At 63.3% G+C, this 23,806-nt stretch carries 20 protein-coding genes; 11 read left to right on the forward strand and 9 right to left on the reverse strand.

Annotated features, from left to right (window positions below):
• Window positions 1–6: 6 nt before the first annotated feature.
• Window positions 7–894 carry a metallophosphoesterase family protein gene (locus ACSQ84_RS15690; protein WP_436212589.1) on the reverse strand — a complete coding sequence of 296 codons (888 nt, stop codon included), beginning with the start codon at window positions 892–894 and terminating at the stop codon, window positions 7–9.
• A 116-nt stretch (window positions 895–1,010) separates the two neighbouring features.
• On the opposite strand from ACSQ84_RS15690, the gene ACSQ84_RS15695 reads away from it, so the two are divergent.
• The 5 genes from ACSQ84_RS15695 to ACSQ84_RS15715 all read left to right on the forward strand — a co-directional run bounded on the left by ACSQ84_RS15695 (window position 1,011) and on the right by ACSQ84_RS15715 (window position 4,413).
• On the forward strand, window positions 1,011–1,499 hold the full coding sequence (locus ACSQ84_RS15695) for an NUDIX domain-containing protein (RefSeq protein WP_436212590.1): 489 nt from the start codon (window positions 1,011–1,013) through the stop codon (window positions 1,497–1,499).
• A gap of 205 nt (window positions 1,500–1,704) precedes the next feature.
• Window positions 1,705–2,322, forward strand: a complete 618-nt coding sequence (locus ACSQ84_RS15700) for a hypothetical protein (RefSeq protein WP_436212591.1) — start codon at window positions 1,705–1,707, stop codon at window positions 2,320–2,322.
• Window positions 2,319–2,900 (forward strand): hypothetical protein, encoded by a 582-nt coding sequence (locus ACSQ84_RS15705; protein WP_436212592.1) that lies wholly within the window; start codon window positions 2,319–2,321, stop codon window positions 2,898–2,900. Before ACSQ84_RS15700 ends, ACSQ84_RS15705 begins: the two co-directional genes overlap by 4 nt.
• Window positions 2,897–3,832, forward strand: coding sequence for a glycosyltransferase family 2 protein (locus ACSQ84_RS15710; protein WP_436212593.1), 936 nt, complete (start codon window positions 2,897–2,899; stop codon window positions 3,830–3,832). Before ACSQ84_RS15705 ends, ACSQ84_RS15710 begins: the two co-directional genes overlap by 4 nt.
• Window positions 3,833–3,900: 68 nt before the next feature.
• Complete coding sequence (locus ACSQ84_RS15715) at window positions 3,901–4,413, forward strand: GNAT family N-acetyltransferase (protein ID WP_436212594.1); 513 nt, start codon at window positions 3,901–3,903, stop codon at window positions 4,411–4,413.
• A 144-nt stretch (window positions 4,414–4,557) separates the two neighbouring features.
• Here ACSQ84_RS15715 and ACSQ84_RS15720 read toward each other — a convergent pair whose 3' ends face one another.
• Entirely contained in the window at window positions 4,558–6,948 is a 2,391-nt protein-coding gene (locus ACSQ84_RS15720) for a TonB-dependent receptor (RefSeq protein WP_436212595.1), read from the reverse strand.
• Between the two features lie 107 nt (window positions 6,949–7,055).
• On the reverse strand, window positions 7,056–7,472 hold the full coding sequence (locus ACSQ84_RS15725) for a DUF2946 family protein (RefSeq protein ID WP_436212596.1): 417 nt from the start codon (window positions 7,470–7,472) through the stop codon (window positions 7,056–7,058).
• A 325-nt stretch (window positions 7,473–7,797) separates the two neighbouring features.
• On the opposite strand from ACSQ84_RS15725, the gene zigA reads away from it, so the two are divergent.
• Complete coding sequence (zigA, locus tag ACSQ84_RS15730) at window positions 7,798–9,012, forward strand: zinc metallochaperone GTPase ZigA (RefSeq protein WP_436212597.1); 1,215 nt, start codon at window positions 7,798–7,800, stop codon at window positions 9,010–9,012.
• Between the two features lie 22 nt (window positions 9,013–9,034).
• Here the strand turns inward: zigA and ACSQ84_RS15735 are convergent, their stop codons facing one another.
• From ACSQ84_RS15735 to ACSQ84_RS15750, 4 genes are all read right to left on the reverse strand, one after another.
• A complete protein-coding gene (locus tag ACSQ84_RS15735; RefSeq protein ID WP_436212598.1) occupies window positions 9,035–11,098 on the reverse strand; it encodes a hypothetical protein in 2,064 nt (687 codons plus the stop codon).
• 152 nt (window positions 11,099–11,250) lie between these two features.
• Window positions 11,251–14,061 (reverse strand): DUF4159 domain-containing protein, encoded by a 2,811-nt coding sequence (locus ACSQ84_RS15740; protein WP_436213088.1) that lies wholly within the window; start codon window positions 14,059–14,061, stop codon window positions 11,251–11,253.
• A complete protein-coding gene (locus ACSQ84_RS15745) occupies window positions 14,061–15,005 on the reverse strand; it encodes a DUF58 domain-containing protein (RefSeq protein ID WP_436212599.1) in 945 nt (314 codons plus the stop codon). The genes ACSQ84_RS15740 and ACSQ84_RS15745 overlap by 1 nt, the downstream gene beginning before the upstream one ends.
• On the reverse strand, window positions 15,005–16,006 hold the full coding sequence (locus ACSQ84_RS15750; protein WP_436212600.1) for an AAA family ATPase: 1,002 nt from the start codon (window positions 16,004–16,006) through the stop codon (window positions 15,005–15,007). Before ACSQ84_RS15750 ends, ACSQ84_RS15745 begins: the two co-directional genes overlap by 1 nt.
• Before the next feature lie 229 nt (window positions 16,007–16,235).
• Between ACSQ84_RS15750 and ACSQ84_RS15755 the strand changes: the two genes are divergently transcribed.
• From ACSQ84_RS15755 to ACSQ84_RS15775, 5 genes are read left to right on the forward strand one after another with little or no spacing between them, the layout of a single operon-like run.
• On the forward strand, window positions 16,236–16,895 hold the full coding sequence (locus ACSQ84_RS15755; protein ID WP_436213089.1) for a DUF1285 domain-containing protein: 660 nt from the start codon (window positions 16,236–16,238) through the stop codon (window positions 16,893–16,895).
• An 8-nt stretch (window positions 16,896–16,903) separates the two neighbouring features.
• On the forward strand, window positions 16,904–17,566 hold the full coding sequence (locus tag ACSQ84_RS15760) for a CoA pyrophosphatase (RefSeq protein ID WP_436212601.1): 663 nt from the start codon (window positions 16,904–16,906) through the stop codon (window positions 17,564–17,566).
• The gene (locus tag ACSQ84_RS15765; protein WP_436212602.1) at window positions 17,563–17,856 is read left to right on the forward strand and encodes a DUF6111 family protein; all 294 of its coding nucleotides are present in this window, start codon (window positions 17,563–17,565) and stop codon (window positions 17,854–17,856) included. The genes ACSQ84_RS15760 and ACSQ84_RS15765 overlap by 4 nt, the downstream gene beginning before the upstream one ends.
• Complete coding sequence (locus ACSQ84_RS15770) at window positions 17,853–19,124, forward strand: CCA tRNA nucleotidyltransferase (protein WP_436212603.1); 1,272 nt, start codon at window positions 17,853–17,855, stop codon at window positions 19,122–19,124. Before ACSQ84_RS15765 ends, ACSQ84_RS15770 begins: the two co-directional genes overlap by 4 nt.
• 10 nt (window positions 19,125–19,134) lie before the next feature.
• Window positions 19,135–19,902, forward strand: coding sequence for a TSUP family transporter (locus ACSQ84_RS15775; protein WP_436212604.1), 768 nt, complete (start codon window positions 19,135–19,137; stop codon window positions 19,900–19,902).
• A gap of 234 nt (window positions 19,903–20,136) precedes the next feature.
• On the opposite strand, the gene ACSQ84_RS15780 is transcribed toward ACSQ84_RS15775, so the two are convergent.
• Both ACSQ84_RS15780 and ACSQ84_RS15785 read right to left on the reverse strand, forming a co-directional pair.
• The gene (locus tag ACSQ84_RS15780) at window positions 20,137–22,614 is read right to left on the reverse strand and encodes an EAL domain-containing protein (RefSeq protein WP_436212605.1); all 2,478 of its coding nucleotides are present in this window, start codon (window positions 22,612–22,614) and stop codon (window positions 20,137–20,139) included.
• A gap of 2 nt (window positions 22,615–22,616) precedes the next feature.
• Window positions 22,617–23,411: a substrate-binding domain-containing protein gene (locus ACSQ84_RS15785; protein ID WP_436212606.1), complete on the reverse strand. Its 795-nt coding sequence runs from the start codon at window positions 23,409–23,411 to the stop codon at window positions 22,617–22,619.
• Between the last annotated feature and the right edge of the window lie 395 nt (window positions 23,412–23,806).

Here is a 23,806-nt window from a genome sequence, read left to right on the forward strand (position 1 = left end):
GATCGGTTACGATAACCTCACCTGCGTCAGTTGCCGGATCTCATTGTCGTCGCCAAAGCCGCGCACGGTCTGCACGCAGCGCCACTGGTCGCCGTCGCGCTCGATCGAAAACAGATTATAGGCCGCGGCCGGATAATGCCGGTGCGCCAGCGCCGACGCCGACGGCACGCCGATCGCGGGAATCTGGCGGTCGGCGCCTTCGACCCACATGGTCGAATGGATGTGGTCATGCCCGTGCAGCACCAGCTCCACGCCATGCCGCTTCAAGAGCGCCCGCAACTGCCGCGAATCCGTCAGCCGCTTGACGTGGGAATCGGAATGCAGGGGATGGTGGACCAGCAGCACCCGGAACGCCTGCTGGGGCGACAGTTGCGCCAGGATTTTGTCCAGTCCATCGAGCTGGGCCCGCCCGAGCCTGCCGGTCGCCATCAAAGGCAGCGTCGGCACCGCCGAGGATACGCCGATCAGCGCCAGCGGGCCGCGGCGGCGCAGAAATGGAAATGTCGCGCCGTTCGGCCCGGCATCGCCGCGCAGATAGTCGCCGAACGTGCCGGCAAACCGATGCCTGGTGGCACGCACGTAGGCGTCGTGATTGCCAGGAATGACCGTGACCTCGTGCGGTGCGCCGACGCTTTCCAGCCAGGCCTGCGCCGGCGAGAACTCGGATTCCAGCGCCAGATTGACCAGATCGCCGGTGACCGCGATATGGTCGGGCTGCTGGGCCTGCATGTCGGCGACCAGCACATCGAGCACCTCGCGGCGGTGGTATTTGTGGCGGTTGCGGGTCCAGTTGAGATAGCCGAGCGCACGCTTGCCCGTGAGATCGCGAAAGCGCGCCGCCGGCAGCGGCGGCAAATGCGGATCGGACAAATGCGCCAGCGTGTATGCGGCCATCGAAAACCTCGTCAAGCGCTTCGTCAAGAATCTTGCCCGAAACCCCAGCGATGTATTGGCAAGTCGGCGTTATCCGCGCAAGGATCAAACCTCATGTCTGATTATCCGAGGTGTTTGTGACGGCCCTGCAGGATCTCCGAAAGCGCTTCGAGCCGCAGCTGCGGCGGGTAATGCATCTCTATTGGCGGCTCGCGCGCGGCATGACCCTCGGGGTTCGCGGCGTCGTGCTCGACGGCAGCAACAGGGTGTTCCTGGTCAGGCACAGCTATATCTCCGGCTGGCATCTGCCCGGCGGCGGGGTTGAGGTCGGCGAGACCTTCCTCGAGGCATTGCGGCGCGAATTGATGGAGGAGGGGCGGGTCGAGCTGACCGACGAGCCGCCGTTGCATGGCCTGTTCCTCAACAGCCACGTCTCCCGCCGCGACCATGTCGCGGTCTATGTCGTCAGGCAATTCCGGCAGGACCGCTTGCCGGATCCCAACCGCGAGATCGTGGAATGCGGCTTCTACGATGTGGCCGCGCTGCCCGCGGAAACCACCAAGGGCACGCGGACCAGGATCGCCGAAATATTGGACGGCAAGGCACGGATTGCGACCTGGCGTTGACGGGCTTTGGGGCGGCTTGGTTGCGTCCCGGCATCGCAGCGCAAGGAGCGTTTTCCAGCGAAAGCCTGCCCCGGACCTGATCCGGGGTGGATACCGGTTCGCGTCAAGAAAACGCGTCAAAACAAGAATCTAGAGCTCCGTTCCGATTCCATCAGAACGGAAAAGGCTCTAGAAGCGGAGAAATCGAGGCGGGGGCCGCTCGACCATGGACGGGATGAAACTGCTAAAGTTTCTGTGCGGCTTCGGCTTCCTGGCGATGCTGGCGAGCAACGTCTGGACCATCTCGCACTGGAGCGAGAGCCGCGGGGTCTATGACGACGTCTGCTATTTGCGGCAGGCCCATCTGTTTCAAAAATTTGGCCTCGACGGGCTCAATACCGACATCAAGCGCGACGACGATCAATATCTGGTCAGCAAGCTGAAGGCGATCGGCTTTCCGGACTGGAACGAAGTGTCGAAAATTCCCTGTCACATCTGGATGGCGAAGACGAACAAATACGTCATCCAGTATCCGCCGGGGACCGGGTTCATGCTGGCGTTGTTTCCCGAGGGCTCTCAGGTCATTCCGCTCTATGTGCTGGCGTCGATCGTCGCCGTCGGCTTTGCATTTCTGGCGATGAGTTACGCATCGACACTCTATTCGCTCGCGCTGGTGGCGGTCTTCGCGGATATCGCGATCTACCTGATGATCAATCCGACCAAGGCGAGTTATTCGATGGCGCCGACCATGATGGTTTGCGCGCTCGCGGGTTATCTCACCGCGAAGCTGTTCGCGGAGGGATCGCGTCATCGGGTCGTGCTGCTCGTGCTGATTGGCTGTTGATCGGCCTGTCGGTGAATTTGCGCCTGCCGAACCTGTTCCTGTCGGCCGGGTACTGCCTGTATCTCGCCGGCGCATTCCTGCTGGCGCGCAACCGGGAGACGTTCCTGCAGGGCGCGGCATTCGGCGTTGCATTCCTGATCGGGATGGCGCCGACGCTGATCGCGAATGCGATCAATGCGGGCAGTCCGTTCACGACGACCTATGGCGGACAGGACGTCGCACCGCCGGAACTGGACGCCACGGTCCTCCGGCAGTATGTCGGCGACGTGCAGTTCACGTTATTGGCGATCGCCGCCGCCTGGACAGCCTGGCTGTGGTGCTTCCATCAGGGGCGCGCGCGACAGGCTGCCATGGTGCTCGCCGCCAATCTCGTGGTGAATGTGATTTTCTTCATGACGCATCCGATCTTTACGCCCTATTACATCATGCCGATCGACATGCTCACGCTGTGGACGCTGCTGTTCGCAACGCTCATTCTGCGCCGCAAGGCCGCAGAGCCGGGCGTCCCTCAACTGGCAAAAGCCCTGAAGCGGTATCGGCGATCCATGGTCAGGCCTGATTCGGTGGGTCGGCGATGACGACACCGGCGTTGCGGATTGCGGTTCTGGTGCCGTGCTTCAATGAGGCGGCGGCCGTCGCGACCGTGATCGCTGATTTTCGCAAGGTGCTGCCGGCGGCCGAAATCTTCGTCTACGACAACAATTCCAGGGATCGCACGGTCGAAGTGGCGCGGGGCGCCGGCGCGGTGGTCCGCAGCGAGCGCCGTCAGGGCAAGGGACACGTGGTGCGGCGGATGTTTGCCGATGTCGATGCCGACATCTACGTGCTGGTCGATGGCGACGCCACCTACGACGCCTCCAGCGCCCCTCGCATGATCGATCTGCTGGTCAACGACCATCTCGACATGGTGGTGGCCTTTCGCGTCGACCAATCGGTTGCCGCCTACCGGCCCGGCCACCGCACCGGCAACTGGATGCTGACCAGCTTTCTGTCCGCCGTGTTCGGTCAGGCGTTCAAGGATATTCTGTCCGGCTACCGCGTGTTCTCGCGCCGCTTCGTAAAATCGTTTCCGGTCCTGTCGGACGGCTTCGAGATCGAAACCGAGCTCAGCGTTCATGCACTCGAACTGGCGCTGCCGGTCGCGGAGATCGAGACACCCTATTTTGCCCGGCCGGTGGGCTCGTTCAGCAAGCTGAACACCTGGCGCGACGGTTTTCGGATCCTCGGCACTATCGTGAAGCTCTACCGGTCGGAAAAGCCGCTGCGGTTCTTCACCGCGATTGGCGTGCTCCTGATGGTGATTTCCGTCGTTCTCGCGATCCCCGTCGTCATCACCTATCTCGAGAAAGGTCTCGTTCCGCGATTGCCGACCGCGGTGTTGTCGATGGGCCTGATGATTATGGCGGTGCTGTCGGTTTCATCAGGGCTGGTGCTGGATACGGTAACGCGCGGCCGCCGCGAGATGAAACTGCTGGCCTATCTGTCGCAACCGGCCATGAACAGGAAATGAGGCAAAGCGGGATTTGGCGCAGCCGGCAATGGACCGCGCCGCCGCCAGATGCTATCCCGCGCTCCACCATGAGCGAACTCTCCGTTACCATATTGCCCGAAACGCCAAAGGACGCGCAGGCGATCGAGCGGCTGCTCGAACGCACGTTCGGCCCCGGCCGCTTCGTGCTGAGTGCCTACCGGCTGCGCGAGCATGTCGATCATCTGCTCGATCTGTCGTTTACGGCGCGGATCGGCACCCTGATGGTCGGCTCGGTGCGGCAGTTGCCGATTTGCATTGGCGATACGCCCGCCTTGATGCTCGGGCCGCTAACGGTCGAGCCACCGTTTCGCAGCCGCGGTGTGGGACGCATGCTGCTCGATCGCGCGTTGAAGGATGCCAGGGAAAAGGGCCATCGCCTGGTCATTCTGGTCGGCGACGAGGCCTATTACAGCCGTGTCGGCTTCAAGGCCGTGCCGAAGGGGCGGGCGACCATGCCGGGTCCTGTCGATTACAGCCGCCTCCTGGTCGCCGAACTCGTCGATGGCGCCTTCAACGACGTTTCCGGCGCCATTCGCCCGGACTGGAGCAAGGCGCGCTGATCGGTGGCCCACATGGTTCGAGACGCGCGGCGTTGCCGCGCTCCTCACCATGAGGGTTGGGAACCTCATCCCCGCGTGAGCGTAAGCTCATCGCTGGAGGAGACCGCGAAGCGGTCGTCTCGAAGGATGAAGCCACTGACCGACCTAGAACTTCAAGTTCGCAAACGCCCGCACCCCGATGCCCGGCAGCAGGACCTCGTCCTTGTTGTAGGACACCGAGTTGCGGATGTTCTCGTTCAGCAAATTGTTGCCGACGAGGCCGACCATCATCTCGCGGGCGCCGAACCAGCTCGCATCGAGTTTCGTCCTGTAGCTGATCTCCGCCTTCAGCAGATTATAGCCCGCGGTCGGCGTTTCACCGACCACCGCGATATCATTCTGCGCGAAGGCATGCAGATAGTTGATGCGCGCCAGCCAGTTCGCATCGCGCCAGTACACGCCGGCACCGGCGCGCACCGGCGGAATCCTGGGAACGTTGCTGCCGTCGGCGAAGGTGGCGCGGACGACATCGAACTGGCTTTCGATGCCCCAGATGCCGCCGTAGAATTGCGAAACATCGAGCTGGCTCTGGAATTCGGCGCCACGGAAGGTGGCATCGCGCTGCGAGTAGATCGCCTGATTTAGCTCGAGCGGAGCAGCCGGATCGGCGGGACTGACGCAGGCGACGTCCTCGCAGGTGTTGCCGGTCAGACGCCGGTAGATGAAGCCGTTGAACTTCGTGTAGTAGGCGGTCGCCTCGAACCGCAATGGTCCGGTTGCCCGCCGCAACCCGATCTCGACGGACTTGGCGGTTTCGATGCCGAGGTTGGGGTTGCCGATGTCGAAAGTGGCGGTTGCTTCGTGCGGACCGCGTGAGAACAGCTCGGCAGGCTTGGGCGCGCGCTCCACATACTGACCGGTAAGGAGGGCGACGAGGCCCCATGGCAGTTCCTGGATCAGGCCGACGCTGGCGCTTTTCGGCGTGAAGTGCAGGTTGTTTGTCGTCGGTGGGCCGATATCGCCGGGATTTACAGCCAGGTCGAACAATTCGGGAATGAATGTGGGTGTTGTTCCGGTCAGATCGACGCGCTCGATGCGACCCGAGATCTGCGCCTTGGTTGTCTCGGTGAATCTCAATTCGTTGAACGTGTAGCCGGCGACCTTGGTGTTCTTGTTGGGGTCAAACAGGCCGTTGAGCGGGGAAGTCGGATCGTCGGGGCTTGATCCGGTCAATTTCTGGTGGCTTGCCTGCAGACCGAATGCGGATGTCACCGTCGCAAAGCGCGCGTTGAACGGCATCAATTGGACCTCGGCGCGGCCTTCGTGCTCCTTGTTGGTGAAGGTTTGCCGCACGCCTAATGTCGCGGGGTCGGCGGCATCTGCGAGAGCGATCTCATTGTGCTTGTAATCGGTGGTGCCTGCCCAGAATCGGATCGCCTCGATCGCCGCGGCATCGGGCCGATATTCGCCCTTTGCCGTTATCTTGGTCTGGCGTGCGTCGATGCGGGACTGGTGCTCGGAGGCTTCGATGCCGGGGATACGATACAGCGAATTGTTCTGCGTGATCGCGGCGCCGATGAAGCCCCCGTCGAAGATATACGAGCCGCCGATCGACCCGCCGGCGGCCTGCGCGGCCGTGTTGGGCTGACGGCCGCTGACCGGCTGGGTCTGGTCGAACAAATACGGGTAGCCCGGGATGTTGTAATCGCCGCTCTTGCGGCCATAGGCGTCGGCATGCACGGCGACATTGGCCGCGCCGGCATCGAGCAGGACAGCGCCTTCGACGCCGCGATCGACCGAGCTGACCGCCGTTCGCGTTTCCGCGGTCACGCAGGACGGCGACTGCACATTCGCGAGCGGAGCCTTGGCGGGGAGTCCATAGGTCTGGAACGGTGCCGCCGCGCAGGAGGGCATGGCATCGGGAATCCGGTTGTTGGTTGCGCTGACGACGCCGCCGATCGCCGTCGATCCATAGCGCAGGGTCGCTGGCCCGCGGATGACCTCGATCTGGTTGGTCGCAAGCGGATCGATCGGGACGAAATGATCCTCACCGAGATCCGAAGCGCCGTTGCTGCCGATACCATTCTCGAGGATGTTGACGCGATTGACGTCGAGACCCCGGATGACCGGCCGGGTTGAACCGCCGGGCGCGAAGCTGGAACTGGTGATGCCCGGCTTGGAAAACAGAAGATCGCCGAGCGTAGCGCCGCCCGACCGGCGGATCTCCTCGTTCGGCAGCACGGTGACGGTCGCGAACTGGTCGGTCACGATCGGCAGCACGCCCTGTTGGGGTGCGGCGGCGACCGGGGCCGGTTGCGGCTGATTGTCGCGTTCGCGATTGCGGCCGGGCGCGCCGCGGGCGACGCGCGCCGGGGTTCGCGACGGGGTCACGTTTCGCCGCACGATCGGACTTGGCGCGGTCACGGTGATTTCCGGCAGTTGTGTCGAGGAGGATGGCGCGGCCGCACCTTGGGCCATCGCGCCGTTGCCGACCGCACACAGGAATAGCCAGCTTGCGCCACCGACGTGGAACGCTCGTCTCTTATTGAATGTCATTATCCCGATCCTGATTCCGTCAAGCGACGGATCGATTCGATTTATCCCTTGGCGGATCGGCCGCATCTCGCGCGGCGATCCCCTTCGGGTGCATCAGTCCATCGATGTCAGGAGGCGGGAGGGGCCCGGGACTGGAAGGCTGGATAAACGGACGCCAGATGCGCGAATTCGGCGTCGGTCGTCAGATGCAGGAGTTCGACGGCCTGCGGCAGCTGCAACAGCGGCGGCGTCGAGAACAAAACGTTGTTGACCAATGAGATGACAGCGCAGATCGCGCAAGCCTCACCCGGGTGGTCGGTACCGTGGTTGGGTGACGGCTGGGTTTGCCCTGCTTCGCTTGCCACATGCGGTGCGACCGGACTTCGCGCATGATCGCGATCGACCTGCGCCTGACCGGTCGCGATCGCAGGCTCGGCTAGGGCGGCACCGCCGTGGAAATGCCCGCAGGACAGCGCAAACTGGATCGCGAGTGCAAACAGCGCCAGCCGAGCGCCGTGTTTGACGTTATTGCGGAACCACTTCACGACGATGGAGGCCTTGTCCCCGGGGCGGCGGAGATATCTCGGTCGCCCCAATGTAACATTATAACATCAGGGATGGTTTGAGGGGTCAACGCGCTCAGTCCGGGTGTGGGCACGATTCAAACCCTGTGTGTGATTTATGCAACGGCGTGCGAGCCGAGCTGATCATCGTCGTTTGGAGGTCTAGCAAGCCAGCACTCCGGCACGTTCAATTTCCCAATTGACAGCAGAACCGAGTTCAGATTGTTATGTTATAACATTACATATCTGGATAATCCCATGCCTCGTCCACCCCGTTTGGGAATCCGTGCACTGAACAGGCTCTTTGATGTCCACGCGAAAACTCCCCGTCACCGTCTTGTCCGGCTTCCTCGGGGCTGGAAAGACAACTTTGCTGAACCACGTGCTGAACAACCGCCACGGCCTGAAAGTTGCGGTGATTGTGAACGACATGAGCGAGGTGAACATCGACGCCGACCTCGTACGCGATGGCGGTGCGAACCTGTCGCGGACGGATGAGAAGCTGGTCGAAATGACCAACGGGTGCATTTGCTGCACGCTACGGGACGATCTCTTGAAGGAAGTCCGCGGGCTCGCCGAGAGCGGCCGGTTCGATTACCTCCTGATCGAATCGACCGGCATTTCGGAACCGCTTCCAGTCGCGGCGACGTTCGATTTCCGCACCGAAGACGGCGACAGTCTTTCCGACGTGGCAGTGCTCGACACCATGGTCACCGTGGTCGATGCGGTAAATCTGCTGCGGGACTATTCGTCGACCGATTTCATCCGGGATCGCGGCGAATCGCTCGGCGACGACGACAAGCGGACGATGGTGGATCTGCTGGTTGAGCAGATCGAATTCGCCGACGTGGTCGTGCTCAACAAGATCGGCGATGCTTCCAAAGACCAGCTGGCGACCGCGCGCAAGATCATCCGCGCGCTCAACCCCACCGCCGATATCGTGGAGACCAATTTTGCCAATGCGCCCTTCGAGCGCATTCTCAACACCGGGCGTTTTGATTTCGAGCGGGCGCAACAACATCCGCTCTGGTTCAAGGAACTGTATGGTTTTGCCGACCATGCGCCGGAGACTGAACAATACGGCGTCGGCAGCTTCGTCTACCGCGCACGTCGACCGTTCGAGCCGGCGAAGTTCCATCAATTCCTGAGGGAAAGTTGGGCCGGAGTCATCCGGGCAAAGGGTCATTTCTGGATTGCCACGCGTCCGCAATGGCTGGGCGAATTAAGTCAGGCCGGCGCGATTGTCCGAACCGAAGGCCTCGGATTTTGGTGGGCCAACGTGCCTGCCGACCGCTGGCCGGACGATCCATTCTGGCGGCAATCGCTCAAGAAGAACTGGAACGATGTTTATGGCGACCGCCGCCAGGAGATCGTGTTCATCGGTACTGACATGGATCAGGAACTTATCAAGGCACGTCTTGATGCTTGCCTGGTTGCGGGGAAGTCGGGAATGCACATCGAGGAATGGGCGGCTTTAACCGATCCATTCCCCAGATGGCGACGTGCCGATGAGGCCGCATAAATAGCTTTGTGGGCGGTCGCGCCTAGCGCCCCTCGCGCACCCAGGTGGCGGCGAACGCGCCGAGCAGCAGCAGCAGGCCGATCAAACCGGCGAACATCGGCAGCACGCCGACGCCCTTGACGACGCTGGCGTCGCGCATCTTCACGCCCATCCAGCCGTCGCCACGGAAGATGCTGGTGGCGCGCACCGGTACGATGCGGGGCAGGTCGATGCTTGACCCATCGACCACGCGGCGGGCGTCGCCGCCGGTCGCCTGTGCCAGCGGCTTGAGCATTTCGATCGTCGAAGTGACCTCGGAAAATTCCCTCGGGTTGGTCGGCCCGACATTGATCAGCGCCTTCAGCGTGCCGTCGGTCGCCTGCCACAGGCCGAGTTCGCTCGCCGGCAGGGTCGAACGCCAGGTGCCGGGATCGCTCGCGCTCAACGTCAGTTCGCGCGTGGCGCCGCTCGGCGACGTCACCGTGACGGGTGCGACGTTGTCGGACATGGTCTGGCGCAATACCACGAGGTCCTTGCCCTGGATCTGCAGGCGCAGCGCCTCTTCATCCAGATCGGGCTGCTTCATCAGCCAGTGCGACATCCGCCGCAAGAGATCGAGATGCGGGCCGCCGCCTTCATAGCCGCGTGCCCACAGCCAGATATGGTCAGACAGCAGCAGCGCGACGCGGCCCTCGCCGAAACGCGACAGCAGCAGCAGTGGCTTGCCGTCGGCGCCGGTCATGACCGGGGGCGTGACCGCATTGCGCGTCTCCACGGTACGGAAGAAGCGGCTCCAGCGCGGCGGCTCGCTGGCGGAGCCCTCGAGGCCGCGGGTCACCGGATGACGTTTGCCGATGTCGCTCAAATGCGCATAAAACGGCTTCTCGGTGACGCCGACGGGTTCGGCCGGCAGCACCGAATCCAGAGGCGTGCGCCAGATGCTGCTGGTCGAGGCGTAGTCGGGTCCGGCGGATACCAGCACAGCGCCGCCGGCACGCACATAGCGCGCCATATTCTCGAAATACGGGATCGGCAGCACGCCCTGGCGGGCGTAGCGATCGAAGATGATCAGCTGGAACTCGTTGATCTTCTGCTGGAACAATTCACGTGTCGGAAACGCGATCAGCGACAGTTCGTTGATCGGCGTGCCGTCCTGCTTCTCCGGCGGGCGCAGAATGGTGAAGTGCACGAGGTCGACGCTGGCGTCCGACTTCAACAAATTGCGCCAGGTGCGCTCGCCGGAATGCGGCTCGCCCGACACCAGCAGCACCCGCAACTTGTCGCGCACGCCGTCGATCGCGACCACGGCGCGGTTGTTGACCAGCGTCAGCTCGTTCTCCAGCGGCGAGGCCTCGATCTCGACGATATTGGGGCCGGCATGCTTGATGTCGATATCGACATTGGCGGTCTGGCCGCTCTGCAACGTGCGTTCGTTGATCACCTCGCCGTCGCGGCGCACGACGATCTTGGCGCGCTGGCCGGTGACGCCCTGGTCGTCCAGACGGTAGGTGATGGTCTGGGGCTGGCCGACGATGCCAAATCTTGGCGCGGCTGAAATCGCGATGCGGCGGTCGCGCTCGTCCTTGCGGCCGGTGACCAGCGCATGCACCGGCGCCTGGAAGCCCAATGCCGCGGCATTGGCGGGGATGTCATGGACCCTGCCGTCGGTGATCAGGAAGGCACCGGCGACCCGATCGACGGGAACATCCGCCAGCGCCGACGATAACGCGCCGAACAGTTTGGTGCCGTCGGTTTCGCCGTCGGCCTGTCCGGCGTCGACGACACGTACTTCCAGTCCCTTGATCTTCTTGAGGCTGTCGACCAGGGCCTCCTGCGCCTTCGCCGCCTCCTGATTGCGGGTGCCGAAATTCTGGCTCGGGCTCTTGTCGATGACCACAGCGGCGACCGACGACAACGGCTCACGGTCCTCGCGGGTGAAGGAGGGGTTGGCGAGCGCGAGCAAGATCAGCGCCAGCGCGGTGACGCGCACCGCAGCACCGCGCGCACGGCTGATCAATAGCAGTGCCGATATCGCGACGATCGCAGCCAGCGCGATCCACAGCACGAGCGTGGGAACGAGGGGGGTGAATGCGATGCCGTACTGCATTTATCTAACCCAGCAAGTTGGCGTCATCCTGAGGTGCGCGTCGCGCTTGCGGCGCGCCTCGAAGGATGAATTGAGACCGAGCCCCATCCTTCGAGGCTCGCCCAGCGGTGCAAGTGCACCGCAAGGCTCGCACCTCAGGATGACGGAAACCATCATTGCCCCAACCGTTCGATCAGGGCGGGCGCGTGCACCTGGTCGGCCTTGTAGTTGCCGGTCAGCGTGTACATCACGATGTTGACGCCGGCGCGGAACGCGAACTCGCGCTGACGCGGTTCGCCCGGTGTCAGCGGCAGCATCGGCTGGCCATCGGGACGGATCGCCCAGGCACCCGCAAGATCATTCGAGGTGATGATAATCGGCGAGACGCCGTCGCCGCCGCGCGCGGGCCGCGATGCGGCCTCATCGTCATCCTCGCGCGGCAGGGTTTCGACCCAGGTCTGGCCCGAGTTGAACCGGCCCGGAAAATCCCGCAGCAGATAAAAGGTTTTGGTCAGCACGTGCTCGCGCGGCACCGGCTCAAGCTCGGGCATGTCGAGCGAGGAGAGCAGCTCGCGCAAGGTGCGCATGCCCGCCGTCTGCGATGCGCCGCTTTCGCCAGGCGGCGCCTCGACGGCGTCGCGGGTGTCGAACACGACAGTACCGCCTTGCTTCATATAGGCATCGATGCGGTTGATGGCGTCCTGCGGCGGCTTCGGCGCCCCCGGTACAACGGGCCAGTAGATCAGCGGGAAGAACGCCAGTTCGTCGCGCGCGGGATCGATGCCGACGGGATCGCCGGCTTCCAGCGCGGTACGCTGGGCGAGAAACAGCGTTAGTCCGGACATGCCCGACTTGACGATGGAATCGACGTCGGCATTGCCGGTCACGACATAGGCCAGACGGGTCTGCGAGACCGACTTGATGGCGAAGTCATCATTGTCCGCGGCGCGCAGCGGTGCGGGCGCGATCGACGTGACGGTCAGGAACATTGCCAGCACCAATGCTGCGGTTGCCGTCCGCCGCCGCCACAGCGCGGCAAGGCCCGCGCCGAGCATGGCGACCACGATCGCATCGATCAGGAACAGCGCCAGCGATGACGACAACAGGATGCCTCTGAGATCGCGCGGTTCGGCGTTGGTGTAGCTGGCGCGCCGGGCGCGCAGCGACGTCGTGTCGAGCGCCGCGATCCGATCGGCTGAGGCCAGCGTGTTGACCGCGATCGGACCTTCGGCCGCGCCATAGAATCCCGGCGGATGATCCGCGGTGGCGCGGTCGCGGTAGTCGGCCGGCATCGGCTTGGCGGTGGAGGGCGGCGGGCCGAACGCGCCAAAGCCGTCGAGCGTGCGCAGCGGCGCCACGGTCTCGACATTGGTCGGTTCGCTGGCGACGCCTGCGCCGGGCTTTTGCGTGTAGCCGGACATGTCGACCAGCCGCCGCAGCATTTCCACGAAGCTGCCGGACATCGGCAGGTCCGACCAGCGCGAGTCGGCGCCGACATGGAACAGGCTGATGATGCCCTTGCCGCGATGTTCGCCGGTCACCAGCGGCGTGCCGTCTTCCAGCGAGGCCCAGCTCTTGGTCGCCAGCACGGCGTCGGGCTCGGCCAGAACCTGGCGGTTGACGGTGACGTCCTTTGGTACCTGCAAGCCCGCGAACGGGCCGTCAGCGGCGAACGAGGCCATATGCTGCGGCTTTTCCCAGGTCAGGCTGCCGCCAAGGCTGCGGCCGCCGCGGCGCAGTTTGACCGGCACCAAATCGTCATCGGCCTGGGCGAGACGGGGGCCTGCGAAACGCACCAGCACGCCGCCTTGGTCGATCCAGGCGTTGAGGCGCTCGCGGATTTCCGGCGACAACGTGCCGACATCCGCCAGCACGATCATCGGCAGCCGCTGATCGAGGAATTGAGCGATCACCTGCTGCGGCGCGCCGCGGTCGCCCAGCCGCACGTCGGCGAACGGCGACAGCGCGCGGGTGAGATAGAAGGTCGAGGCGAGCAGCGGCTGCGCGGTGTCGCTGGTCGCGCCGGTGACGACGCCGATCGCGCGCCGCCGCCATCGCTTGTCGAGCAGCTGCACGGCACCGGCGGACCGCTCGCCGGCAATTTCCAGCCGCGAGATGTCGTTGCGCAACTCGACCGGCAGTTCGAACGCGGCTTCGGCTTCGCGGTCCTGCGGTCCGAAGGCATAACGGGCTTCGCCGATCGGCGACCCCTTGGCGTCGATCGCACGCACCAATCCGGCGGCCATGCCGCTGGTGGTGCGCAATACTTTCACGGTCATCTTCGCCGCGGCGTTTTCGGCGGCCACCAGCGCCAGGGCTGGGGATGCGCCGCCCTCGTAGATCGTCAGCGTTCGATCGCCGACCGTCTTGCCCAGCGCTTCCAGGAATTCGGTGCCGCGTCCGGTATCGACGCCGTCGGACAGCCAGGCGAGTTCGGCATCGCCGGTGGTCTTGAGGAAGCGGTCGAGCGCGGCGAGCGTTTCGACACGCTCGATCGAATAGGGTTTGGGCGCCAGCTGGCGCAGCGCGACGCGGGCGGTGCCGCCCGGCATCAAGGTGATGTCGCGCGCCGGCTCGGACAGCGGCACCAGGGCGATGCCGCGGCGGTCGTTGTCGGCGTTGGCGATCAACTCGTCGGCGGCCTTGATCCTGGTTTCCCAGCTCGATGCCGCGCTCCAGCCGTCATCGAGCAGGATCACCAGCGGCGCGGTGCTGCCGCCGGCGGCGGTCTGCGGATTCCAGATCGGACCTGCGGCGGCGAGGATCACCAGCGCTGCTGCGGTCAGGCGCAGCAGCGTCAGCCACCACGGCGTTCGCGACGGGGTCTCTTCCCTGGGCTTGATGTCGAACAGCAGCCGCGTCGGTGGAAATTCGATCCGCCTCGGCCGCGGCGGCATCACGCGCAGCAGCCACCACAGCACCGGAAGGGTCAACAGGCCCATCAGCAGCAGCGGTTGTGCAAAGGAGAGGGGCAGGCCCGCGATCATGCGCTTCGCCCCGCTTTGACAGTCGAGGAACGCGCCGCGCCCTTGCTCACCATCATGCCCGAGTGCAGGAACAACAATAGCTCGGCCGCGGAGCGGCTGGTGGTGTGGGTCGAGAACAGCCAGTCGAGCTTGCTGGTCTCGCTTCGAATCTCGTCGCGATGCAGCGCCACGCGCGCGACATAGTCGCTGGCCCAGCTCTCGGCGCGGCCCGCGGTGATCACGCCGCCGCCTTCCGGCTCGACGAACTCGACGCGGCCGGCATAGGGAAAGGTCTCTTCGGCGGGATCGACGATCTGGATCAGCGTGCCATGGGCGCCGGAGGCCGACAGCCCGGCGAGCATGGTACGGATTTCGTTCATCGGCGACCAGAAGTCCGACAGCACCACGATCTCGGCCAGCGCCGACGGGATGAATGAGGGCGGCAGGCTGGTGCGCGTCGCATCGTCATGCAGCATCGCCTGCGCCATCTTGTCGATGACGCTGCGGCTGGCGGTCGGGCTTATCAGGCCGGGAATGCCGACGCGTTCGCCGCCTGCGACCAGTAGTTCGGCCAGTGCGAAGGTGACGATGAGGCCGCGCTCCAGCTTGCTGTCGCGCGCCTGCTTGGAGGCAAACACCATCGACGGCGAGCGATCGGGCCACAGCCAGACGGTATGGGCGGCCTCCCATTCCTGCTCGCGGACATAGAGATGATCGTCGCGCGCCGAGCGGCGCCAGTCGACGTTCTGCGCCGGCTCGCCCGAGACGAAGCGGCGGTACTGCCAGAAACTTTCGCCGGAGCCGGCGCGGCGGCGGCCATGCAGGCCGTGAATGACGTTGGCGGCGATGCGGCGGGCTTCAAGCACGAGACGCGGCAGCGATGCGGCGAGCGTACGGCTTTCGCCATCGGCACGTCGGATTGCTGTGATCTCCTCGCTGGCGTGCTTGGTTTCTGCGGCCATCAACCGATCCGCGTCTTCAATTGCCTGATCACGTCAGGAATGGTGCGGCCTTCCGCGCGCGCCGCGAAGGTCAGCGCCATGCGGTGCTTGAGCACGGGTTCGGCAAGGTCGAGCACGTCGTCGATCGAAGGCGCGAGGCGGCCGTCGAGCAGCGCGCGGGCGCGCACCGCCAGCATCAGCGATTGGCTGGCGCGCGGACCGGGGCCCCAGGCGATCAGCTTGTCGCCGCCGCCATCCGTACCGGGGCGCGCGGCCCGCACCAGTGAGAGGATCGCCTCGACGACGCTGTCGCCGACCGGCAGCCGGCGTACCAGCCGCTGGGCGGTGATCAGGATCTCCGCGTTCATCGAGGCCTTGGCGAGCGTCTCGTCCGCGCCGGTGGTCTCGAACAGGATGCGGCGCTCGGCGTCGCGATCGGGATAGTCGACGTCGATCTCCATCAGGAAGCGGTCGAGCTGGGCTTCCGGCAGCGGATAGGTGCCTTCCTGCTCCAGCGGGTTCTGCGTTGCGAGCACATGAAACGGCTTGGGCAGATCGTGCCGCGCGCCTGCAACGGTGATGTGCTGTTCCTGCATGGCTTGCAGCAACGCGGATTGGGTGCGCGGGCTGGCGCGGTTGATTTCGTCGGCCATCAGCAGCTGGGCGAACACGGGCCCCGAGATGAAGCGGAACGAGCGTTTGCCGGAATTGCTCTCGTCCAGCACTTCGGCGCCGAGGATGTCCGACGGCATCAGGTCGGGTGTGAACTGGATACGCTTGGCGTCGAGACCGAGCGTGATGCCGAGGGTTTCGACCAGCTTGGTCTTGGCGAGGCCGGGAACGCCGATCAGGAGCGCATGGCCGCCCGACAGGATCGTCACCAGGGTATTTTCGATCACCCGTTCCTGGCCGAAAATGACGGTGGAGATGGCTTCTTTCGCGGCCTTGATCTGTCCGGCGACCTGTTCCGCGGAGCGGACGATCGCATCCTCGAGCTTTTCGACGCCGTCTGCACCAGCCATGTCACTCTCCTTAACCGCTTCATGACCCCGCCGAATGCGTCGTCATGCCACGAACCTCATGCTAAACTTACGCAAAGGCCATGTATTCGCTGAATTAAACTATCCCCACATTATCGGTATTTGGGGGTATGAACGGCATCACGATATGGCGAGAATATTGTTCCCGCTCACGTCTCTCGGACGTGCACCAATCGTGCCAGATCGAGCCGCAGAAGCTTTAAGGCAAACAATGGCGAAGCAAGGGCAAAGCAGCGAACAAGGCCGTGAGGCTCGAGATATTGCAAGCAAGGGCCGCGAAAACGCGGGCCTCGAAGGTCTTTCCGCCGCAGCGACCGATGCGGCGAAAGCCAGCCCCGCCGGACGCGGCCTGCCGCCGGTACATCTGTGGAATCCGCCGTTTTGCGGCGATCTCGACATGCGAATCGCCGGCGATGGCACGTGGTTCTACTTGGGCACGCCGATCGGGCGGCCGGCGCTGGTCCGGCTGTTTTCGACCATTCTGAAGCGCGAGGACGGCAAGCACTTTCTCGTGACTCCGGTAGAAAAGGTCGGCATCCGCGTCGACGATGTGCCGTTCCTGGCGGTCGAGATGGAAAAAGAGCAAAGCGGTAGCGGCGGCCGCCTGCTGCGCTTCCGCACCAATGTCGACGACTGGGTGCCCTGCGACGGCGGGCATCGGCTCCGGTTCGAGATGGCCGCCGACGGCGGGCTCACGCCCTATCTTCACGTCCGCAGCGATCTGTGGGCCAAGGTCACCCGCGCGCTCTACTACGATCTGGTTGACATGGGCGAGGAGCGGATGGTCGATGGACAGCCAATGTTCGGAATCGAATCCGGCGGCGAGTTCTTCGCGATGGCCGATGCGAAGCAGGTGAGGGACGCGCTTTGAACGAGCCGATGCTGAAGAAGATGGAACCGGCAGCGGTCAGCTCGGCGGAATTCTTTGCGCGGACCAAAGCGCGGCTGAACTTCGACGTGCCGCCCGGCCTGATCGATCCCAATATCATTCCCAGAACCGGCGACGAGGGCAATGATCGCATGCTCGAGATCATCGCCCAGGAGCAGCCGGTGCGGCCGGCGGCGGTGCTGATCCCGGTGGTCGATCATCCGGAGCCGACGGTGCTGCTGACGCAGCGCGCGGAGCATCTGAGCAGCCATGCCGGGCAGATTTCCTTTCCCGGCGGCAAGATCGATGCAACCGATGCATCGCCGATGGATGCGGCCCTGCGCGAGGCCGACGAGGAAGTCGGACTGAAGCGCGACTTCATCGAGCCGATCGGCTATCTCGATCTCTACGGGACCGCGTTCGGCTTTCGCATCCTGCCGACGGTGGCGCGGGTGAAGCCGGGGTTCAAACTTGACATCAACGAGGGCGAGGTCGTCGACGCCTTCGAGGTGCCGCTGGCGTTCCTGATGAACCCGGAAAACCACCAGATCCACTCCAAGGAATTCCGCGGCATGGAGCGTAGCTATTACGCGATGCCGTTCGCCGAGCGTTACATCTGGGGCGCGACCGCGGGCATCCTGCGGGTGTTGTACGAGCGGATTTATCTCGCATGATCCGTCCGGTATTGACCGAACTTGCAATTTTCCTGATCCCGTTCGTGGCCTATGCGTTGTTCCTGATTGCGACCCGTTCCGGCGTGCTGGCGAAGACTTCCTGGCCGGCGCATCTCGTCGCCAAGCTCGTGCTCGGCTCGCTGCTGCTCGTGGTCGTGAGTTTCCTCCTGCTCGCGCATTTCAGAGGGGCGCCTCCGGGTTCGACCTACGTGCCCGCCCACATCGAGAACGGCAAATTCGTTCCGGGAAGGGAAATCCCCGGAACCGAAAAACCTGGAGCGGGGAAATGAGCGAGGTGCGCGTGCTTGCCGACGCGCCCTGGCTCAAGTCAGGACCGGCTGCCCGCGTGCTCGCTCTGCTCAACGGCGAGGGCGAGGAAGCCCGCGTGGTCGGCGGCGCCGTCCGCAATGCACTTTTGAAAATCCCGCCCGGCGATATCGATATCGCCACCACGGCGCTGCCCGATGAAGTGGTGCGTCGCGCCAGGGCGGCCAGCATCAAATGCGTGCCCACCGGCATCGAGCATGGCACCGTGACGCTGGTGGTCGACGCTGTGCCGTTCGAGATCACGACCCTGCGCGAGGATACCGAGACCTTTGGCCGCAAGGCCAAGGTCGCGTTCGGCCGCGACTGGGTTCGCGATGCGGAGCGGCGCGACTTCACCATCAACGGGCTGTCCGTCGATGCGGACGGCGTCGTGCACGATCATGTCGGCGGGCTTGCCGATATCGCGGCCAGACACGTCCGCTTCATCGGCGATGCCGGCCAGCGCATCGCCGAGGATTATTTGCGCATCCTGCGGTTCTTCCGCATGCACGCGGTCTATGGCGCCGGCGAACCCGACCGCGCCGGCTATCTCGCCTGCATTGGCGGCCGCGCGGGCCTGGCCCGTCTCTCCGCCGAACGTATGCGCATGGAGATGTTGAAGCTGTTGGTCGCCGAAGGCGCGCTGGTTGCGGCCACCGCGATGGCGGATGCCGGTCTTCTGCAATCGATCGTCGGCGGCGTCACCTACACCGGGCCGCTGGGGGCGATGATATCGGCGGAACAGATGCTGGGGCTGACGCCGAGCGCGGTGCGCAGGCTTGCCGCGGTTTCGGTGGCTGTGACCGAGGACGCCAAGCGCGTCGCCGCGCGGCTGCGTCTGACCAATGCGGAAGCCAAGGCGCTCGATTCCATGGGCCACCGCTGGTGGCGGCTCGCCGACATGGACGAGGCGAGGGCGCGGCGGCGGCTCTATCGGCTCGGCGAGGACCAGTATCGCGACCGGCTCTTGCTGGCATGGGCGCGCTGCGGGGGGAGCCAAAGCTTCGCGGACCATCGCACCGCCTATTGGCGTGAATTTGCCACCCTGCCGCAGCGCTGGAGCGCGCCGAAATTCCCGCTGAAGGCGGCGGATTTCATCGCGCGCGGCATTGCCGAAGGCCCGGCGCTCGGCCACGTGCTGACATTGGCGGAAGACGCCTGGCTCGCGGCGGATTTTCCGCTGGATCGACCCGCGCTATCAGCCATTGCCGAGCAGACCGTCGCCCGCTTCGCCCGCGACCACCGCCTGTGAACTTGTCCTCGTGAACATCCTCGCAGGCTTCGCCGATATCTCGGTTATGCAGCTGTTGCTGGTAGGCGCCGTGGCGCTGTTTGCCTCCGTGGTCGGCGGCCTCGCCGGCTACGGCACCGGCGCGCTGATGCCGCTGGTCTTGGTGCCGCTGATCGGCGCCGAGCCCGTGGTGCCGATCATCGCGATCTCCTCGATCTTCACCAATCTCAGCCGCTTCGTCGCCTATCTCAGCTATGCCGACCGCCGCCGCGCGCTGATCGTGATATCGGCTGCGGCGCTGACCACCGCGCTCGGGGCTTACGGCTATACGCGGCTGTCAGGCGCCGGCGCGGCGCTGGTGATCGGCAGCATGCTGATCCTGAGCGTGCCGCTGCGCCGTCTGGCCAAACGCCGCGATATCAGGATCAGCGACGCCGGACTTGGCGCCGGCGCGGTCGGTTATGGCGTGGTGGTCGGTGGCACCTCGGGCTCCGGCGTGATCCTGCTGTCGCTGTTGATGGCGGTCGGCCTCGAAGGCGCGGCGGTGATTGCCACCGACGCCGTGATCTCGGTTGCAACCTCCATCATCAAGATTTCGGTGTTCGGTCTGTCCGGCGTCGTCACCGCGCAGGTGCTGGCGTTTGCGGTCCTGATCGGGGCGATCTCGATCCCCGGCGCGTTCCTCGCCAGGGCCTTTGTCGAGCGCATGCCGGTACGTATCCATACCGCGATCCTCGACGCCGCCGTCATCACCGGCGGCGTGGTGATGATCTCGAGCGCCGCGCGAAGTTTGGTTTAGGAGAATCTAGCGAGGAGTTTAAGGGGCGCGGACAATTAGCACTGCTTGCCGGATGTCCCTTGCTTGCACTTTTCAGACCAATCAGGCTTGGCTGACAGGTCCGATATTGAGGGCAAAGCGAACCTCCTGGTTGAGCATACGGACTTCTCAGTTTGACCCAGAGGCGACATCCGACTCTCCCAAACATGGATGGCCCGGCAGGAGCCACCTGAACGGGGCCCGCCCGTGCCGAGCCTAGGCAGCTTGGAAAGCGACGCTATCCTTCTGTAGCGCTTCCATGACCTTCTCGATCTTCATCGGACGACCGAAATAGTAGCCCTGGCATTGATCGCAACCCTCGACGGCTACCAGATTGAATTGCTCAACGGTCTCGACGCCCTCAGCAACAGTTTTCATTTTCAAACTTCGGGCCATGCTTGTGATTGCTCGTACGATGGCCTTGCAGTCATCCCGGAGCGCGAGATCGCGAATGAAGGACCGATCGATTTTAATCTTGTCGAACGGGAACCTCTGCAAGTAGGACAGGGATGAGTATCCAGTCCCGAAATCATCCATCGATATGCGAATGCCCAGCGCACGCAGCTGGTTCAGCGTCGCCAAGCAATCGCTTGTATCCTGCATCAGTACCGCCTCGGTAATCTCCAACTCCAGGCGGGCTGGAGGTAATCCGGATGCCGCCAGCGCGCTGACCACCATTTGAACGATGTTCCCGCTCTTGAATTGCACGGGAGAAAGGTTGACGGCAACGCTGACATGCCTGGGCCAACCGGCCGCCTGCGAACAGGCGTTTCGCAGGACCCATTCACCGAGCGGCAGAATAAGACCGGTTTCTTCGGCCAGAGAAATAAACTCGTTCGGCAGGACCAGTCCGCGCTGCGGGTGATTCCACCGAACCAGAGCCTCGAAGCCGATAATCTGGCGGGTGTCGGTGCCCACCAACGGTTGGTAATAAAGTTCAAGCTCGCCATTTACAATCGCCAACCGCAAGTCGGTTTGCAGCGTCAACCGCGCCTGCAAGCGGCGGTCCATTTCAGGTTCAAAGAACCGATAGGTCCCGCGACCGCCGCCCTTCGCCAGGTAGAGCGCCATGTCCGCATTTTTCAAGAGCTGATCGGGATCCGAGCCATCGCCGGGGGCGCTCGCGACCCCGATGCTCGCGCCGATAACGATGTGTCTGCCCTCGATCTCATATGGTTCGCTCACCATACGGATAATGCTGGCCGCCAGCTCGCCTCTGCGCTCCGGCAGTTGCACGCCGTCATAAACGATTGCGAATTCGTCCCCGCCGAGACGCGCCACCAGATCCTGATCGCCGATGCAATCGCGAAGCCGCATAGCGACCAGCTTCAACAGTTCGTCGCCGACCGCATGACCCAACGTATCGTTGACTTGCTTGAATTGATCGAGATCGAGACAGAAAACAACAAATCCTGAGCGGGTCTTTAACTTACCGACGGCTCGTTCGAGATGCTCGCGCAGCAGCAAACGGCTCGGCAGGCCGGTAAGCATGTCATGACGCGCTAGGTGTGCGATCCTGCTTTCGCTTTGTCGGCGCTGGGTAACGTCCTCATGCACCGCGACCCAGCCGGCTCCTGGCATGGGCTTTTGGGACACACCAATGATACGGCCATCCTTCAGTTCATGAAAGAACACGGATGCTTCGCCGGGCTTGACCGTGACCTCGCCCAACAGGCGATCCGGATTATCCATCGCTGCATTGCCCACCGACATACGGTGCTGTTCGATACGGTGCAGTGGCGTCCCTGGGCGACACAGCTCAGGCGGCAGTTGATACATGTCCTGGTAGCTCTGATTACAGACGATGAGGAGCGCGTCAGCGTCGTACATGCACAGACCATGCACCATGTTATTCAGCGCGGCATCGAACCGGTTGTTTGTTGCGGCGAGTTCCGTTTCGCGCGTTATCAACTGGATGGCATTCTCCTTAAATACCTCCACGGCGCGGGCCATTTTGCCGACCTCGTCTGCGTCTTGATGCGACGGGACCACAACGGACGTATCGTTCATTGCAAGTTGGATCATGGCTTCGGTGATCTTACGAAGCCGCGAGATTACCCTTTGGACGGTGGTGAGACCGAGAGGGCCCACCAGGACGAGCGCCAGCAAGGCAAAGACAACCACCCATGCTTTAAAGGAGTTGGCAGCGACAACTAGCCGCGAAACCTCGGCATTTGCTTCCCGGACGCGATCCTCACGGTAACTTCGAATCAGGCTTTGGGTAGCGCTGGCATCGTCCGAATACTCGCCGGCGGCCTCGATAGCTTTGTCTTGAGCAAAATTAGTCGCGAAGAACGCGACCCGATCGCCCAGCTCAAATACTCGTGGTAGATTCGCGACGATGCTTCGTTCGAGGTTGCCGGCCTTCTCGCTTAGCAGTTCGCCGCTCAGATCGAATAGTTTCTTTTGGATTTCAGCAAGATCAGCGCCGGCTTGCTTAAGCGTTGCCCGATCGACTTCGGCCGGCATACTCTCGACGATGCGGCGGTGTTGTTCGAGCAGGAGTTCAAGTCGGCTCGAATTGAGAACGCGTACAAGCCCACCGTCGTAAAGCTGATGCGCAGCTTGCTCCGTGCTCCTTGAAAAATGAATGGACGCCGTGGCCAACGCGCCGACCGCGAATACTGTCAGGAAAGCGAACGAATAGAGGCGCGCACCCAGGCTGCTCTGCCACCACTGGAGCAGCCTGCTCATGGCTACATCAGCCTTTCTTGAGCTACGCTCCGGGTGGCATCGATGACGGCGCGTATGGCTGGTGTTGGCTCGCCTGCGGTGACTAAAATCAGGGTCTGCTCCAGCGGCTTGTCCAGCGCGATTTCAGGAGTGCCGCGCTGCTTGGCAAGTGCGGCTTGAGCGAAGCCGAGGGCGCCGGGTTCCTGCTCGACTACCTGCACCAGTTGTACGGGCGTTTTAACGTAAATCGCATTCGGCGACTTCGCCGGTTGGCCCGAAAGAAGCTCCGATTGCACGGCAACCGTGACTCCGCCGCCTCCGCCAACCAGAACAACTCGAATCGGAAGGTCCGGACCGCCCAACGCTTTCCAGTTGTCGATTTCGCCGCGTAGAACCTGGGCAATCACTTCACGCTTCAGCGCGCGCACAGGATTGGCGAGATTAACAACCACGGCGATCCGCGATCGCGCAATCTCAAAGGCGCGAAGGTGGTCGAGCGCCATACCGGGAACTGCTTTGCGTAAGATGTCGACTTCGGCATCTAAAGGCGCGGAGATCATCGCCAGATGCGCGCGACCTTCGAGCAGCGCCATCAGACCTGGCGTCGACTTGTTCGGGATGACCGTAAGCTCATGGCCCGATTTGGATTGGATCAGCTCGTGGTAAGGTTCCATCAGGTTGCGGGCGAACGTCGTCGAGCCTTGGACAACCAGGGTTTCGGCGTTCGCCAACGTTGCAAAGCTCGCCAAGAGGAATCCGGCGCAAAGGCTCCGGAAATTGATCTCTGTGCGGTTGCAGGCGCCTTGATCCGACTTCATGAAAGTCCTCTGATCGGCGGTCGATGGACCTGAAATTGGTCATTCGCGCGTTAGTCCCGCGCTGGTTGCAATGCTTCTCGATCGGACTTACCACCACGATAATATCGATCGGTTAAATCCAGCCTTACGGCGGACATGGACAACAAATGATGAAGGGAGACGCATAAGTCTTCGAAACAATCGATGACAGTTCAGTCGGCTCGTACCACAGCTCCAGATCGATAAAATCCTACTTATTTCTGTGACGCGATTGTCACATGCCTATCCTAGTCTTCGGCAATGTCCGGAGGGATTAGTATTATGTCGTGGGATTTGATCCGTATTTGCTGGCCGAATGCAGCAATGCCGTTCGCGCTCGCAGTTATCCCGCTCGTAGCGTTCACGGTGGAATGGCA

It is taken from the genome of Bradyrhizobium sp. LjRoot220 (assembly GCF_964252915.1).
In the GTDB taxonomy this organism is placed as follows: domain Bacteria; phylum Pseudomonadota; class Alphaproteobacteria; order Rhizobiales; family Xanthobacteraceae; genus Bradyrhizobium.

Coding starts and splice junctions, on each gene's coding strand:
- ACSQ84_RS15690 (WP_436212589.1), bottom strand. CDS start 894: ATGGCCGCATACACGCTGGCGCATTTGTCCGATCCGCATTTGCCGCCG.
- ACSQ84_RS15700 (WP_436212591.1), top strand. CDS start 1,705: ATGGACGGGATGAAACTGCTAAAGTTTCTGTGCGGCTTCGGCTTCCTG.
- ACSQ84_RS15710 (WP_436212593.1), top strand. CDS start 2,897: ATGACGACACCGGCGTTGCGGATTGCGGTTCTGGTGCCGTGCTTCAAT.
- ACSQ84_RS15715 (WP_436212594.1), top strand. CDS start 3,901: ATGAGCGAACTCTCCGTTACCATATTGCCCGAAACGCCAAAGGACGCG.
- ACSQ84_RS15720 (WP_436212595.1), bottom strand. CDS start 6,948: ATGACATTCAATAAGAGACGAGCGTTCCACGTCGGTGGCGCAAGCTGG.
- zigA (WP_436212597.1), top strand. CDS start 7,798: ATGTCCACGCGAAAACTCCCCGTCACCGTCTTGTCCGGCTTCCTCGGG.
- ACSQ84_RS15735 (WP_436212598.1), bottom strand. CDS start 11,098: ATGCAGTACGGCATCGCATTCACCCCCCTCGTTCCCACGCTCGTGCTG.
- ACSQ84_RS15745 (WP_436212599.1), bottom strand. CDS start 15,005: ATGGCCGCAGAAACCAAGCACGCCAGCGAGGAGATCACAGCAATCCGA.
- ACSQ84_RS15750 (WP_436212600.1), bottom strand. CDS start 16,006: ATGGCTGGTGCAGACGGCGTCGAAAAGCTCGAGGATGCGATCGTCCGC.
- ACSQ84_RS15755 (WP_436213089.1), top strand. CDS start 16,236: ATGGCGAAGCAAGGGCAAAGCAGCGAACAAGGCCGTGAGGCTCGAGAT.
- ACSQ84_RS15760 (WP_436212601.1), top strand. CDS start 16,904: ATGCTGAAGAAGATGGAACCGGCAGCGGTCAGCTCGGCGGAATTCTTT.
- ACSQ84_RS15765 (WP_436212602.1), top strand. CDS start 17,563: ATGATCCGTCCGGTATTGACCGAACTTGCAATTTTCCTGATCCCGTTC.
- ACSQ84_RS15770 (WP_436212603.1), top strand. CDS start 17,853: ATGAGCGAGGTGCGCGTGCTTGCCGACGCGCCCTGGCTCAAGTCAGGA.
- ACSQ84_RS15780 (WP_436212605.1), bottom strand. CDS start 22,614: ATGAGCAGGCTGCTCCAGTGGTGGCAGAGCAGCCTGGGTGCGCGCCTC.
- ACSQ84_RS15785 (WP_436212606.1), bottom strand. CDS start 23,411: ATGAAGTCGGATCAAGGCGCCTGCAACCGCACAGAGATCAATTTCCGG.